This window comes from Aestuariivirga sp. (assembly GCF_044238155.1).
Taxonomy (GTDB): domain Bacteria; phylum Pseudomonadota; class Alphaproteobacteria; order Rhizobiales; family Aestuariivirgaceae; genus Aestuariivirga.
Genome location: NZ_JBIIDX010000095.1, coordinates 1 through 14301 on the forward strand (window position 1 = coordinate 1; position 14301 = coordinate 14301).

Sequence of the window (14301 nt, forward strand, 5' to 3'; positions counted from 1 at the left end):
TGCGCGAAGCAGTCTGGGGCATGATCTCGGAACTGTTCCTCGCGGCACCGGGCGTCGACTATGTCGCCTATGCGCGAGAGTACATGGGCCGCTTCGAGGCCGTCCACCGGGCTTATGTCGAACGCTACGGAGACTGAGGCATGAACCGTCAGGATTGCGAGGCACTGGACCGCGCGGATCCGCTTGCCCACAAGCGCCAGGCCTTCAGCATTCCCGACGGGCTGGTGTATCTCGATGGTAATTCGCTGGGCGTTCTGCCTGCCCATGTGCCGGAGCGGTTGCGTCAGGTGGCGGAGATGCAGTGGGGTCGTGACCTCATCTCATCTTGGAATCTGCATGGCTGGGTCGATCTGCCGCGGGTGGTGGGCAACCGCATTGCACGGCTCATCGGTGCGCCGCCGGACAGCGTCATCGCGGGCGACACGATCTCGGTCAATCTCTTCAAGCTGCTGGGCGCGGCCGCAAAGCTCAGTCCGGCGCGCCGGGTGATCCTGTCGGACAGCGGCAATTTCCCGTCTGACCTCTATGTGGCGCAAGGTTTGCGAGACCTTCTTGAGGACGGATATGAACTCCGGGTGGTAGCGCCCGAGGAGGTCGAGGGCGCCATCGACGAGAGCCTGCTCCTCATCATGCTGACCGAAGTGGATTATCGCACTGCGCGCCGTCATGACATGGCGGCGCTGACGCGGGCGGCGCACGCCAAAGGTGCGCTGACGATCTGGGATCTCGCTCATTCGGCTGGCGCGCTGCCCGTCGATCTCGCGGGAACAGGAGCCGATTTCGCGGTCGGTTGTTCCTACAAATATCTGAACGGCGGGCCGGGTGCCCCGGCCTTCCTGTATGTTCGGCCCGCACTGCAGGATCTCGTGCAGCCGCCGCTGGCCGGATGGTTCGGGCATGAGGCGCCCTTCGCCTTCGATCTCGACTATCGGCCCGCTCCCGGCATTCTGCGCAACCAGTGCGGCACCCAGCCCATTCTCTCGCTGGCCGCACTCGACGCCGCGCTCGATGTCTGGGAGGACGTGGACATGGCGGCGCTGCGCGCCAAGTCGGAGGCGCTGTGCGGCCTGTTCATCGCGCTTGCCGAGCAGCGCTGCAGCGCCTTCGGCGTGAGGCTTGCTGGCCCGCGTGACATGGCCGCGCGCGGCTCGCACGTGTCGCTTCATCATGCGGAGGGCTATGCCGTGATGCAGGCGCTGATCGCCGCGCGGGTGATCGGCGATTTCCGCGCGCCCGACATGATGCGCTTCGGTTTCACGCCGCTCTATACACGGTTCACCGATGTGTGGGACGCGGTTGACCGGATGCATGACATCCTGGCTGGCCGCGGTTGGGACGACGAGCGATTTCGCGCCCGGAAGGCGGTGACATGATCATCGATATTTCACAGCCGCTTTCGCCCGGCATGGCGGGTTTTTCCGGTGATGCACCTTATACGGAGGAGTGGACATTTCGGATGGGGCCGGGCTGCCCGGTAAATGTGGGCCGGGTCGCGCTGTCGGTTCACTGCGGCACTCACGCAGATGCACCACTGCATTATGACCCTGAGGGTGTGCCGGTGGGCGCACTGGCGCTGGAGCCTTTCCTTGGGCCCTGCCGTCTGATTGATGCGCAAGGCTCTGCCGCGCTGTGCCGGCCCGAGGAGATCCTGGCCGCTCTCGATGGCGCGCCGCCGCGCATTCTGCTGCGGCTCAGCGCCGGGCATGATGCGAGGTGCTGGCCTGCTGGCTTTCGCGCCTTGAGCCCTGAAACCGTTCGATTGCTGGCTAGCCGCGGGGTGCTGCTCGTCGGCATCGATACGCCTTCGGTTGACCCTGAAACCTCAAAGACCCTCGAGGCCCATCAGGCCTGTCGCTCTTCCAGCATGCGGATACTCGAAAATCTCGTGCTGACCCATGTGGAGCCGGGCGACTATGAATTGATTGCCCTGCCGCTGAACTTCGCCAATCTCGATGCTTCGCCGGTGCGTGCGGTGCTGCGGCGGTGAGCGCCGGGCAATGCGTCTACCCGTCGTAGCCGTAATCACGCCGTGCCGCCTCGACGGTGACCACGCCAGCAGCGAGATCGTCCTCGAGGCGCGACCTGTCGCGCTTGTCAGGAGGCCCGAGGCCGCCGCCGCCAGGAAGCTCGAGCACCAGACTGTCTCCTGCCGGGATGATGTGAATGCCCTTGTCGGGAAGCTCTGCGCCAGTGCCCTTTCGCGCCGCGCCCCGGCAGCCCGGAAGCCCACCCTCGCGGCCCTGGGCCGGGTGGCGGATGCGGTCGAAGGTTGCGGCCGAAATGGCGAAGGGGGCCGCTTCGCGATTGGCGATCTCGATCACCTGCGAGAGGCCGCCGCGCCACTGTCCGGCGCCGCCCGAGTCGGCCAGATAGTGCTTGCGCCTGAAATAGAGCGGACACTGGGTCTCAGTGACCTCCACTGGAATGGTGCCGACACCCGAGGGAAAAGCGGTCGTGGCAAGCCCGTCCTTGCCGGGCCGGCCTCCGATGCCGCCAAGCCCCATGTTGATCACCGCGAAGGGTTTGGCTCCGGCGGTCTCTTCCGGAGGAACCCGTCCGTGGGCGGAATAAAGCGAAAGGATCCAGATCGGTCCTGCGCTTTCGGCCTGCACTGTGCCCGGCAGCGCCTGGGCGAGGCAGCCGAACACGCTGTCGGCCAGCATCTGACCGATCACGTGGCGCGCCGTCACGGGCGAGGGCCTGATGGGATCGATGATGGAACCCGGTTCGGTAATGAGGTCAAAGCAGGACAGCGACCCGATGTTGTTGGGAACGTGCGGCGCGATCACGGCCTTGAGGCCGAACACCGCATAGGCATGGGTATAGGTGCGCGGACTATTGATGCCGAACAGCGAGGCCGGTGAGGAGCCGGTGAAATCCACCGTCACCCTGCCATCACGGATGATGAGTCTCGACTTCAGCACCAGTCCGCGCTCATAGCCATCGAGCGGCATCTCATAGGACCAGTCGCCCTCGGGCAGGGTGCGGATTGCCGCCCGCGCGCCTTTCTCGGACTGCTTCAGGATGTGAGCTGCGAGCCTGTCAAGCGAGACGAGCTTGAATTCGGTCATCATCTCGACCAGCCGGCGCGCGCCCGTGTCATTGGCGCTGATAAGCGACAGGATGTCGCCCTTCACTTCAACGGGGCTGCGCGAATTGGCAAGAATCACGGAGAGCAGCTCGTCGTTCAGCCTGCCCTGCTTGCGGATCATCAGATGCGGAATGAGCGTGCCTTCCTCGAAGGACGAATTGGCCTTGGCCGACATGCCGATGCCGCCGACATCGATCACGTGGCAGGTGGAGGCGAAGAAGGCGACAAGCTTCTTGCCCAGGAAAACCGGCGTCATCATCACATAGTCGAACAGGTGGCCGGTGCCGAGCCACGGGTCGTTGGTGATGAAGACATCGCCTGGCTTCATCGTGGCTTGCGGGAAATGCCTGAAGAAATGCGCCACCGCCGTGGCCATGGTGTTGACGTGGCCGGGCGTGCCGGTCATCGCCTGGGCGATCATGTTGCCTTTCGTATCGTACACGCCGGCGGAGAGATCGCCCGCCTCGCGGGTGATGGTGCCAAACGCGGTACGCAGCAGCGATTGCGCTTGTTCTTCGACCACGGCGATCAGGCGGTTCCACATCACCTGGGTGCGGATGGCGTCGAGGGCCTTGCTGCTCATCACATGCGCTCCAGAATGATGTATCCCAGCGAATTGATGGAGGCGCGGAAGCGTGCGCCGACGATGGTTGAGGTCTCGTCCTCGGCGATGATGGCAGGGCCCTTGATGGACGCCCCGGGAGTCATGTCGAAGCGCGAGTAGACGGGAACCTCGAGCCTGCGGCCAAGCGCGGGATCATAGACGAGGCGGCGGCCGCGCGGTTTGGGTGCTGGCCGCCGCGCCGCCTTTGCAGCGCGTTTCGGGCGAGAGGCGGGGGCGGAGACGGTCACCGACCAGGTGATTGCCTCTGCCTCCTGATTGGGGATACGCAGGCCGTAGACCTGCTCATAGAGCTTTTCGAAAGCCGCCTTGAGTTTCGCGCCGTCGGCGGCGGTGAGCCTGCGCACCGGAACGCTGACGCGAATCTCGTGGCCCTGACCGGTGTAGCGGCAGTCGGCGATGATCTGGACCGTGGGCCTGGTTCGGCCGATGGCCGGGGCCACAACGGCGCGGGCGTCCCTCGTCATCGCGGCCAGCAGCGCGTTGACGCGCGCGGCATCGAAGCGTTCCAGCGCAATGACGGCGCTCCTGGTGATTTCATAGGCCACGGGCGCGCGGAGGAACCCAATGGCCGAGCCAACGCCCGCCCCTTTCGGCACGATGATGGTGGAGACGCCCACCTTTTCCGCCAGCCGGCAGGCATGGAGCGGGGCCCCGCCGCCGAAGGCGATCATGGTGCAGGCGGCAATGTCATGGCCGCGTTCGATGGCGTGCACGCGCGCTGCATTTGCCATGTTCTCCTCGACGATCTCGGTCACGCCCGCGGCTGGCCAGAAGTCCTTGAGATCCATCGGTTCGCCGATGCTCTTGCGCAGGGCGGCCCGCGCGGCGGCTTCATCGAGTGCGATCTTGCCGCCGGCGAAATAGGCGGGGTCAATCTTGCCGAGAACCAGATTGGCGTCGGTCACCGCCGGTTCCGTGCCGCCGCGGCCATAGCAGACGGGGCCGGGCGTGGAGCCTGCGCTGTCAGGACCCACGGTGATGCGATTGAGCTTGTCGACCCGCGCGATCGAGCCGCCGCCGGCCCCGATCTCCACCATTTCGATCACCGGGATGCGCACCGGAATACCCGAGCCCTTCATGTCGCGGTAGGCCCTGGCGATCTCGAACTTGCGGGCGCGTTCCGGCTCGCCATCGCTCAGCAGGCAGATCTTGGCGGTGGTGCCACCCATGTCGAAGGAGAGGACGCGCGGCAAAGCGCATTCGGCGGCGATCTGGGCAGCGAGAATGGCGCCGCCGGCAGGGCCTGACTCGACCAGCCGGATCGGAAAGCGCGCGGCCGTCTCGAGCGTCGTCAGCCCGCCTCCTGACATCATCAGGAACAGCGGCGCCCTGAGCCGCATCGCCTTCAGGCGGTCGCGCAGGCGATAGAGGTAACTGGCCATGAGCGGCCGCACATAGGCGTTGGCAATGGTCGTGGAAAAGCGTTCGAATTCGCGAATCTCCGGCGCCACCTCGCTCGAAATGCACACGCTGACGTCCTCCGGCAGATGGCGCCGCAACAGCTCGCGCACCCGCGTTTCGTGCCGGTCATGGGCATAGGCATGCAGGAAGCCGACGGCCACCGACGTGGCCCCGGCAGCAAGGATGCGGCGCGCCAGAGGCTCGACGGAGCTCTCCTCGAGTGCGACCAGTTCCTCGCCTTCGGAAGACAGGCGTTCGCGCAGTTCGAAGCGCAGCGTGCGCGGGACGAGCGGCGCCGGGCGGTCGATCATCAGGTCATAGTGGTCGAAGCGCTTTTCGTAGCCCTGCTCGACGATGTCGCGGAAACCCTCTGTGGTGATGAAGGCGGTCCTGGCTCCCTTGCGCTCGATCAGCGCGTTGGTGGCGAGCGTGGTGCCGTGAATGAACACCGCCACGTCCTCCGGGCGCAGTCCGGATTCGGTGAACACCAGCTCGATGCCCTCGATGACGCCAAGCTCCGGGGCCTGGCTGGTGGTCAGCACCTTGCCGCTCCAGCGCTTCGGGCCATCCTCCAAAACGATATCTGTGAAGGTGCCGCCGATGTCGGCGGCCAGTCTCGCCTGTCTCTGCATGATCGCCTCGTTAGGCCCGGCGGCCGGGGCTTGCAAGTGGCAAGCAAGCTGGCAAGGGCTGGCTTGGTTGCGGAACGGCCGCTGGAGCCCTATCAAGCGGTCATGGCAAAGGTGACGATCCAGGATGTGGCCCGCGTGGCGGGGGTGAGTGTCGCGACGGTTGACCGGGTGCTGAACCGCAGGCCCGGCGTTCGCGGTGTCACCGTCGGCAAGGTCGAGGCGGCGATCCGCGACCTTAACTACCAGCCCGACCGTATCGCGGCGAGGCTTGCCCGCTCGCGCGAATACCGCTTCTGCTTCGTGCTGCCCGATCGCGCCGGCGATTTCTGGCAGCGCATCAACGAGGAAGTGCGCATCATGGCCGAGCGCATGGCGGGTGAGCGGGTGGCGATCACGGTCAAGCGGGTTGACGTCTTCGATGGCGAGCGGCTTGCCGCCCTGCTCGACTCGATCGGCGATGTGCACGACGGGGTGGCGGTGGTGGCGCTCGATCATCCGGCAGTGCGCGAGGCGATCAATGCGCTGGCCCAGCGCGGCGTGACTGTCGTGACACTGGTGTCGGACGTTCCCGGTTCGAAGAGGGTGCACTATGCGGGTATCGACAATTCCTCGGCTGGCCGTACGGCAGCAAGCCTGATGGGGCGCTTCCTGCGCGGTCTTTCCGGCAAGGTCGGGCTGATTGCAGGGTCTCTGGCGCTGCGCGACCATATCGAGCGACAGTTCGGTTTCGAGCAGGTGCTGGCGCATGAATATACCAATCTCGAGGTGCTGCCGGTCAGGGAATCGCGTGATGACTGGCGCAAGCTCGAGGATATGACGGCCCAGCTCCTGGCCGAGCATGACGATCTTCTCGGGATTTATAATGTCGGTGGTGGAACGCGCGGCATCGTCTCGGCGCTGGAGGCCGCAGGCCGGGCCCGCGACGTGGTACTGCTCGGCCACGACCTTAGCGAACCAAACCGCAAGGCGCTGATCCGTGGCACCATCGATGCGGTGATCAACCAGGATCCCGGGCATGAAGTCAGAAGCGCCATCCGCGTGCTGATCGCCAAGGCCGACAACGTGCCGCTGATCGAGTCGCAGGAGCGGATCAGGATCGACATCTTCCTGAGGGACAATCTGCCCTAGCCGTAGAGTGCGGGCCGCTTTTCCTGGGCGATGGTCACCGGGCTGCGCAGATCGAGCGCGCGCACGCCGGCGTCCGACACCGTCGTCACGATGTAGCCATCCCAGGCAGAGGCGCCGGCCGGCCGGCCGCTGGCAATCGAGCCAATCCATGCCTGATTCTGCAGGCGGTAGGCCGTGGCAAAACGCGGCCGCCAGTCTGCGGCGAGACTGGTTGCCGTCACCCCGGAGTGGCGCACCGCGGTATTGATGGCCGGCCCGAAGGCCAGGCAGCCCGTCTCGCAGACCAGCTCGCCGCGCACGTCATAGCCATACTGCGCATTGAGAAAGAGTTCGACATCGACAATCTGCCCCTTGTCTGTTTCAAAGACCACAAGCAGCGGATCGTCGAATGTCGCAAGACTGGACTTGCGTGCGCGGAACACCTGTACGCGCGTCAGTTCTGCTGACAGCACGAAGCGGGCAATGTCGATCTCGTGCGAGCAGGAGCTGACGATGGCCGCTGCCGCATCAAAATGCGGCGCGGCGGTGGCGTTGCGGTGAATGCAGTGGAAGGCGAGGGCAGCGCCGTAGCGGCCGGTCTCGAGCAGACCCTTGATGTCCGTATAGCCGGGGTCGAAGCGGCGCATGAAGCCCAGCTGCACCAGCCGTCGCCCTGCCGAGAGTTCGGCCTCGATCACCCGCATGCCCTGCGCGGCAGTTGGCGCCAGAGGTTTTTCGCACAGCACCGGTTTTCCGGCCTTGATGCAGGCGATGGCATAGTCCGGGTGGGTCGCATCGGGCGAGGCGATCAGTACGGCGCCCACGGCCGGATCTGCGATCAGCTCATAGGGATCGCCGGTCGCCCGCCCGGCGCCGGTTTCGGCGGCAACGGCTCTGGCGCGGCTGGCGTCAGCGTCGGCAATCGCCACGAGATGGGCGCCTGCAACCTGGCCCGCGATGATGCGGGCATGATCCGCGCCCATGATGCCCGCACCGATGATGCCAACCCCGATACTCATGCCAAAGCGCTCCATTGAAAATCAACTCAAGGCTAACCGATGCAGGTCATCGTGACCAGATGCCATCGCCTTCTCCTGCTCGCAGGAGCCGTTCGCATGACGGGGTTCGCATGTCCTGGCATCGTTCAGCGGCAGGTTGGCCCGAACACGCTATGGCTGTCTGCCGCGATGGCGCCGAACCGGGGCGCTCGAGAGCTGCGTCATTGCACCGTGCCGCGCGCATCGACCCTGACTGCGCCAAGCACCTCCTCGCCACGGGTGAACACCACCCTGTCGAAGAGATTCACGACCGGGCAGACGTGATTGGGTGTGATGCGCAGAACCTCGCCAACCTTCGGCTTGGCATTCAGTTGCGAAATGTCGAGAAAGCCATGCTCCTCCGACATGGCATAGACCCTCGCGCCGGAGAGCGCACGCACTTCGCCATAGCCCTCAAGTCCGAGCAGATCGCTGGTCAGCGCCTTTGAACCTGCATCGAGCATGGCGCGCGAGGTGGTGGGCACGCTGACCACTGTTGCCAGTATGCTGAGGGCGCAGTCCTGGGCGGTAGCCGATCCAGCCTCAATCTGCATGCGGTCATTGTATATGTAGGTCCCCGCACGGTATTCGCTGACCAGCGAAAGGCCTTCGTCCTTCCACATGTCGGGCGTTCCGCCGCTCGAGGTGGTGGGCGCGTGCAGCCCGGTTCTTGCAAGACCGTGATGGGCTGCTTGGAGAAAATGGGCCATGGCCTGGCGTGCGCCGTTCTTGGGCAGCGTCATCAGGCCAGTGAAGGTGAGGCCCCTCGTCCGGTCGATGGCCTGAGCCAGGGCAATTGCGGCCTCGGGGCTCTGCACGCCGTTGCGGGCGGCGCCGGTGTCGCATTCAACCAGAACCTCGAGATCCCGGCCTGAACGCGCCGCGGCATGGGCCAGCCCTTCAAGAACAGCCTCATTGTCGGCCACCACCTTGATGTCCGTGGTGCGGGCCAGGGCCGCGAGCCGCTCCAGCTTGTGTGCGCCCACCACGTTGAAGGTGAGCAGCATGTCCGAGATGCCTGCCGCCGCCATGACCTCGGCCTCACCCAGCTTCTGCACGGTGATGCCGCTGGCGCCAAGATCGAGCTGTGCCCTTGCAAGGCCTGTGAGCTTGTGGGTCTTGATGTGCGGGCGGTTGGCCAGGCCGGCCTTGTCGCAGCGTGTCTGCCAGCGCGCAAGATTGCGCGCCACCACATCGACATCGATGACCGGGACGGGTGTTTCGAGCTCTTCGAGGCGGTCTCCCACATCCTCCAGGTCGAGATAGGTCGCAAGATCCATGGCTGCCGCTCCACCAACTAACGTTGACTATGGCACCGAGGCGGAGCAGCCAGCAACAATTGAACCATGCCTCCTGTTCACAACACACTTGCGCCGGGGCGGGCGTTGGTGCTGAAAGCCCCGGATGAGGATCTTGACATGACGGATTTCGTGCAATCTTTGCTTACGGCTGACGCCCTTTGGGCGCTGGGCCAGGTGATCATGATCGACCTGGTGCTCGCGGGCGACAATGCGGTGGTCATCGGCCTGGCCGCTTCGGGTCTTCCGAAGGACCAGCGCAACAAGGCGATCTTCATAGGTATCATTGCTGCCACGGTGCTGCGGATCGTCTTCGCTGCGCTGACCACGCAGCTGTTGCAGATCCTAGGGCTCATCCTCGTGGGCGGCATCCTGCTTCTCTGGGTATGCTGGAAGATGTGGCGCGAATTGCGTGACGGCCGCCACCAGGAAGAGGGTGTCGAGGCGATCACCGGCGAAGACATCAACGCCGATGGCACCATCGGCGCGCCTCCGGGGCGCAAGACCTTCGCCCAGGCCGCCTGGCAGATCATTCTGGCGGACGTGTCGATGTCGCTTGACAATGTGCTGGCGGTGGCAGGGGCCGCGCGCGAGCATCCTGGTGTCCTGGTGATCGGGTTGGCGCTGTCGATCGCACTCATGGGGCTGGCGGCGTCCTTCATCGCCAGACTGCTGCAGAGTCATCGCTGGATTGCCTATGTCGGGCTTGCGATCATTCTCTATGTGGCTCTCGACATGATCTATCGCGGCATTCTCGAAGTCTATCCTGCTGTTCTATAGTCACCGCATGAACCGCAATTCCCGCTGAGGGCTCAGGACCATGACGATCAGCTTCCATGACCTCTCCCGCATGACAGGTGCGGCGCGTGATGCGCTCCTGAAGCGTACGGAGGCAGATATCTCCTCTTTTGAGGTGAAGGTAAGGCCCATCATCGAGGCTGTCCGGAGCGAGGGGGATGAGGCGCTGGCGCGTTTTGCCCGCGAGTTCGACAAGTCTCCCGTTGATGCTGGTTCGATAGCTGCAACCGAGGCTGATTTTGCGCGGGCCGAGAAGACCCTCGATCCGAAAGTGCGCGAAGCACTGGCCTTCATGGCCCGGTCGATCCGAAAGTTCCACGAGGACCAGAAGCCCGAGGAGATGTGGTTCCATGAGATTCAGCCCGGCGTGTTCGCTGGCGATCGCACGACGGCCATCCCGTCGGTCGCCTGCTACATTCCCCGCGGCAAGGGCGCCTTTCCCTCTTCGGTGCTGATGCAGACCACGCCGGCCAAGGTCGCGGGCGTGAAGGACATCGTTATCATCACGCCACCGGGGCCTGACGGCAAGATCGACGACGCGACCCTGGTTGCGGCCCGGATGGTGGGGGTTGAGAAGGTGTTCAAGGCTGGAGGCGCGCAGGGCATCGCCGCGGTGGCCTATGGCACCCGGACCGTGCCGAAATGCAGCAAGGTGGTCGGGCCGGGTAGCCCCTGGGTGGGTGCTGCCAAGCGGCTTGTTTCGCATGTCATCGATGTGGGGACGCCTGCCGGGCCAAGCGAACTGATCGTGCTGGCCGATGACACGGCCGATGGCCGCCTCGCGGCGCTTGACCTCATCATCGAGTCCGAACACGGGCCCGACTCCTCGGCCTTTCTCGTCACCTGGAGTCGCAAGGTGGCGGAGGACGCAATCGCCGCCATCCCTGACTTCTGGAAGCAGATGGGTGCGCAGCGGGCGGGCTATTCGGCAACGGTGCTCGGCGGTCCGATGGGCGGCATCGTGCTGGCCCGTGACGAGGCGGAGGCGATTGCCTTCTGCAACGACTATGCGCCGGAGCATCTTGGTGTTCATTCCGACGAGCCGTTCCAGTATCTGGGGCGCCTCGAGCATGCGGGTGAAATCCTGCTGGGGCGCCATACCCCACCCACGCTCGGAAACTTCACCATCGGCGTCAATCACGTGCTGCCAACCAGTGGCTGGGCCAAGACCGGCTCGCCGCTTACCGTTCACGACTTCATGAAGCGCACATCCGTTGCCTACGTCACGGCGAAGGGCTATCCCGAACTCGCACGGCATGCCGAAGTGATCGCAACTTATGAAGGGTTTGACGGCCACGCCAATGCTGTGTCGGAAACCCGCGCGAGACTGTTGCGACGGAACCGCTGACCATGCGCACGGGTGGACAGATTCTCGTCGACCAGTTGAAAGCACATGGCACGCGCCAGGTGTTCTGTGTGCCTGGCGAAAGCTATCTCGCGGTGCTCGATGCGCTGCATGGCTCGGGCATCGAGACGGTCATCTGCCGCCAGGAAGGTGGTGCTGCCTATATGGCAGAGGCTTCCGGCAAGATGACGGGCAGGCCCGGCATCGTCATGGTCACCCGCGGGCCCGGTGCCACCAATGCCTCGGGTGGCATTCACGTAGCTGCACAGGATTCGACGCCGCTCATCATGTTCGTGGGCCAGGTGGCGCGCGACATGAAGGATCGTGAGGCGTTCCAGGAGCTCGACTACAAGGCGGTTTTTGGCAGCATCGCGAAATGGGTCGTCGAGATTGACCGGCCTGATCGAATCCCCGAGCTGGTCAGCCGTGCCTTTCATGTAGCCACTCAGGGCCGCCCCGGCCCGGTGGTGATTGCGCTGCCTGAGGACATGCTGACCGAGAAGACAGAGGTGGCAGATGCCCGGGCCTTCGCGCCTGTCATCATGCAGCCCGGCGCCGATCAGATGCAGGAGCTGCGCCGCCGCCTGCTGGCGGCGCGGCGGCCTCTGATCATTGCCGGAGGCTCGGGCTGGACCGCCGAGGGCGTGGCTGATCTGGCTCGCTTTTCCGAGAACTTCGAGCTGCCGGTGGCCGTATCCTTCCGTCGCCAGATGCTGTTCCCGGCCGATCACCCGAATTTTGCCGGTGACATCGGCATCGGCCCCAATCCTAAGCTGCTGGCTCGCGTCAAGGCGGCTGATCTTGTCGTGCTGATCGGCGGCCGCCTGTCGGAGATGCCCTCGCAGAGCTACACGCTGCTGGACATTCCGGGCGATGGCGAACGCCTGATCCATATTCATCCGGGTGCGGAGGAGTTGAACAAGCTCTACCGTGCGGGGCTTGGCATCCTCGCCACGCCCCATGCCTTTGCTGCAGCTGCAGCCGCGCTGCCGAAGCCCAACGCGGTCGCCTGGGCTGGCGAGGCGCGGACGGCGCATGCCGATTACGTGGCATGGAGCGATACCAGCGGCATCACCACGCCGGGTACGCTGCAGATGGCCGGTGTCATGGCACATCTGAAGCAGGCGATGCCGGCTGATACCATCTTCTGCAATGGTGCTGGCAACTATGCTACCTGGGTGCATCGTTTCTGGCCGTTCCGCAGCTTCGCTTCGCAACTGGCTCCAACCTCAGGTACGATGGGTTATGGTGTTCCGGCGGCGGTGGCCGCCAAGCTGCTGGCGCCGGAACGCGAGGTTGTGGCCTTTGCAGGTGACGGCTGCTTTCTGATGAACGGCCAGGAATTTGCCACCGCCATGCAATATGATTTGCCGATCATCGTGGTCGTGGTCGATAACGGCATGTATGGCACGATCCGCATGCATCAGGAGCGGGAGTATCCGGGCCGGGTGTCGGCGACGGACCTGAAAAACCCTGATTTTGCGGCCCTGGCCCGCGCCTACGGTGGCCATGGCGAAACGGTGCGAACCACGGCCGAATTTGCCCCGGCGCTGGCGCGGGTGCGTGCCAGTGGCAGGCCGGCCATCCTGCATTGCCTGATCGACCCCGAGGCGATCACGCCGGTCCGCAGCCTGAGCGACATCCGTGCCGCATCCCGGCGCGGCGGAGGCGCTTGACGGGAGGGGGCTGCCTCCGCTCAAATGCCCTCATGACCGGCGCCACCCGACCTGCCAGCCTGCCGATTGCCGCCCATGCCGTTTGCGCGGCCGCCGGCGTGCGTGATGGCCTGCGTGCCGCGCAGTTCTATGTGCGGGATCTCGCCAATGCCGACCGGTTCGGCCGGGACGAACCTCGGCGCGTGCCCTTCCTGTCGCGGGCTGTGGCACAGGGGGCGCGGCTGACTGACCGGATGATGAACCGCGGCGCCGATCTCTCGATCGCCCTGTTCCTGCCGGGCTGGCGCAAGCTGCCGTCGCCCTTCACCCCCGGCCTGATGCAGGATGTGGCGCGCGGTATCCGCGAGGACAGCCTCATCCACAATCCGGCGTTCAATGCCTATTTCTTCCGTTCGGCCATTCATATTGCCGGACGCTACTCCTCTCCGCCGTGGCTCATCCTCGAGCATCGCGTCGATGCAGCCCGCCGGGCACTCGCCATGCGTGCAGATGAGCCCGCCTCGGGCAGCGAAATGATGGCGCGCAGTCTGATCGCCCTGGTCGAGCAGGGTCCGGTGGCGCGGATCGGAGAGGTGTCGGGCCGCAACCGCTTCTTTGCGCAGGCCGAGCCCAACGTCGCCGTTTATGCCATTGCCGCCGTGGCGCTCATGCTCGCTGAATCGGGCAGGCCTGCCGGCGTCATGGACGAGGACGAGTTCTTCGCGGTGACTGGTGCACTCATTGGCCCGCGGCTTCCCGCCATTGCATCGTTGATCGCCAGCCGCGACGAGCCGGGTCTCGCTCGCGAACTGGCCGACATCAAATCGATGTATTGAGACGGCGGTGTGGCGGGGCCGCAGCGCTGGGGTGATGCGTTTGCCCGCGCGCCGGGGTCACGTGAGTCAAGCTGATGGAAGGATGCCGACATGAACGTATTGTCCGCCCAAGTCTGCGACCTCGGTCGCTTCGATCGGGACCCGGCGCGATCCTACACGATCCCCGCAAATTACTATATCGACCCCGGTATCTATGAGCGGGAAAAACAGGCGATCTTCTTCAAGTCATGGAATTATGCCGCGCATGTGAGCCAGCTTGCGGCGAATGGGGACTATGTCACGGTGCGCATTGCCGACCAGAACATCATCGTGTTGCGCGGCCAGGATGGCGTGTTGCGTGCCTTCTACAATGTCTGTTCACACCGCGCCCACGAATTGTTACAGGGTTGCGGCCGCGTCAACATTATCACATGCCCCTATCATGCCTGGACCTATCGGACAGACGGCCGTCTGCGTTCGGCCGTAGGCCAAAAGCA

The 14301-nt window shown here is 64.7% G+C and carries 12 protein-coding genes; 8 read left to right on the plus strand and 4 right to left on the minus strand.

Annotated elements, in window-relative coordinates; translation table 11 throughout:
* The first annotated feature begins 140 nt into the window (after positions 1-140).
* The gene (gene kynU / locus ACILRN_RS10835; protein WP_395688194.1) at positions 141-1373 is read left to right on the plus strand and encodes a kynureninase; all 1233 of its coding nucleotides are present in this window, start codon (positions 141-143) and stop codon (positions 1371-1373) included.
* Positions 1370-1987 carry an arylformamidase gene (kynB, locus tag ACILRN_RS10840; RefSeq protein WP_395688196.1) on the plus strand — a complete coding sequence of 206 codons (618 nt, stop codon included), beginning with the start codon at positions 1370-1372 and terminating at the stop codon, positions 1985-1987. The genes kynU and kynB overlap by 4 nt, the downstream gene beginning before the upstream one ends.
* A 16-nt stretch (positions 1988-2003) precedes the next feature.
* Here the strand turns inward: kynB and ACILRN_RS10845 are convergent, their stop codons facing one another.
* Together ACILRN_RS10845 and ACILRN_RS10850 are read right to left on the minus strand one after the other, a co-directional pair.
* Entirely contained in the window at positions 2004-3674 is a 1671-nt protein-coding gene (locus ACILRN_RS10845; RefSeq protein WP_395688198.1) for a hydantoinase B/oxoprolinase family protein, read from the minus strand.
* Positions 3674-5749 carry a hydantoinase/oxoprolinase family protein gene (locus tag ACILRN_RS10850; RefSeq protein ID WP_395688200.1) on the minus strand — a complete coding sequence of 692 codons (2076 nt, stop codon included), beginning with the start codon at positions 5747-5749 and terminating at the stop codon, positions 3674-3676. The genes ACILRN_RS10845 and ACILRN_RS10850 overlap by 1 nt, the downstream gene beginning before the upstream one ends.
* Before the next feature lie 102 nt (positions 5750-5851).
* On the opposite strand from ACILRN_RS10850, the gene ACILRN_RS10855 reads away from it, so the two are divergent.
* Positions 5852-6877: a LacI family DNA-binding transcriptional regulator gene (locus ACILRN_RS10855; protein WP_395688216.1), complete on the plus strand. Its 1026-nt coding sequence runs from the start codon at positions 5852-5854 to the stop codon at positions 6875-6877.
* Here the strand turns inward: ACILRN_RS10855 and ACILRN_RS10860 are convergent.
* Together ACILRN_RS10860 and ACILRN_RS10865 are read right to left on the minus strand one after the other, a co-directional pair.
* Positions 6874-7875 carry a Gfo/Idh/MocA family protein gene (locus ACILRN_RS10860; RefSeq protein WP_395688202.1) on the minus strand — a complete coding sequence of 334 codons (1002 nt, stop codon included), beginning with the start codon at positions 7873-7875 and terminating at the stop codon, positions 6874-6876. The two genes, ACILRN_RS10855 and ACILRN_RS10860, sit on opposite strands and share 4 nt — an antisense overlap.
* Before the next feature lie 200 nt (positions 7876-8075).
* Entirely contained in the window at positions 8076-9173 is a 1098-nt protein-coding gene (locus tag ACILRN_RS10865; protein ID WP_395688204.1) for an alanine racemase, read from the minus strand.
* 138 nt (positions 9174-9311) lie between these two features.
* On the opposite strand from ACILRN_RS10865, the gene ACILRN_RS10870 reads away from it, so the two are divergent.
* From ACILRN_RS10870 to ACILRN_RS10890, 5 genes are all read left to right on the plus strand, one after another.
* Complete coding sequence (locus ACILRN_RS10870; protein WP_395688206.1) at positions 9312-9971, plus strand: TerC family protein; 660 nt, start codon at positions 9312-9314, stop codon at positions 9969-9971.
* Between the two features lie 40 nt (positions 9972-10011).
* On the plus strand, positions 10012-11337 hold the full coding sequence (gene hisD, locus ACILRN_RS10875) for a histidinol dehydrogenase (RefSeq protein ID WP_395688208.1): 1326 nt from the start codon (positions 10012-10014) through the stop codon (positions 11335-11337).
* Positions 11338-11339: 2 nt separating this feature from the next.
* The gene (locus ACILRN_RS10880) at positions 11340-13010 is read left to right on the plus strand and encodes a thiamine pyrophosphate-binding protein (RefSeq protein WP_395688210.1); all 1671 of its coding nucleotides are present in this window, start codon (positions 11340-11342) and stop codon (positions 13008-13010) included.
* 32 nt (positions 13011-13042) lie between these two features.
* Positions 13043-13825, plus strand: a complete 783-nt coding sequence (locus tag ACILRN_RS10885) for a hypothetical protein (protein WP_395688212.1) — start codon at positions 13043-13045, stop codon at positions 13823-13825.
* A gap of 90 nt (positions 13826-13915) precedes the next feature.
* Positions 13916-14301, plus strand: a 386-nt coding sequence (locus ACILRN_RS10890) for an aromatic ring-hydroxylating dioxygenase subunit alpha (protein ID WP_395688214.1), incomplete at its 3' end; no start/stop codon positions are given.

Coding starts and splice junctions, on each gene's coding strand:
- ACILRN_RS10885 (WP_395688212.1), top strand. CDS start 13,043: ATGACCGGCGCCACCCGACCTGCCAGCCTGCCGATTGCCGCCCATGCC.
- ACILRN_RS10850 (WP_395688200.1), bottom strand. CDS start 5,749: ATGCAGAGACAGGCGAGACTGGCCGCCGACATCGGCGGCACCTTCACA.
- kynU (WP_395688194.1), top strand. CDS start 141: ATGAACCGTCAGGATTGCGAGGCACTGGACCGCGCGGATCCGCTTGCC.
- ACILRN_RS10855 (WP_395688216.1), top strand. CDS start 5,852: ATGGCAAAGGTGACGATCCAGGATGTGGCCCGCGTGGCGGGGGTGAGT.
- ACILRN_RS10870 (WP_395688206.1), top strand. CDS start 9,312: ATGACGGATTTCGTGCAATCTTTGCTTACGGCTGACGCCCTTTGGGCG.
- kynB (WP_395688196.1), top strand. CDS start 1,370: ATGATCATCGATATTTCACAGCCGCTTTCGCCCGGCATGGCGGGTTTT.
- ACILRN_RS10845 (WP_395688198.1), bottom strand. CDS start 3,674: ATGAGCAGCAAGGCCCTCGACGCCATCCGCACCCAGGTGATGTGGAAC.
- ACILRN_RS10865 (WP_395688204.1), bottom strand. CDS start 9,173: ATGGATCTTGCGACCTATCTCGACCTGGAGGATGTGGGAGACCGCCTC.
- ACILRN_RS10860 (WP_395688202.1), bottom strand. CDS start 7,875: ATGAGTATCGGGGTTGGCATCATCGGTGCGGGCATCATGGGCGCGGAT.
- ACILRN_RS10880 (WP_395688210.1), top strand. CDS start 11,340: ATGCGCACGGGTGGACAGATTCTCGTCGACCAGTTGAAAGCACATGGC.
- hisD (WP_395688208.1), top strand. CDS start 10,012: ATGACGATCAGCTTCCATGACCTCTCCCGCATGACAGGTGCGGCGCGT.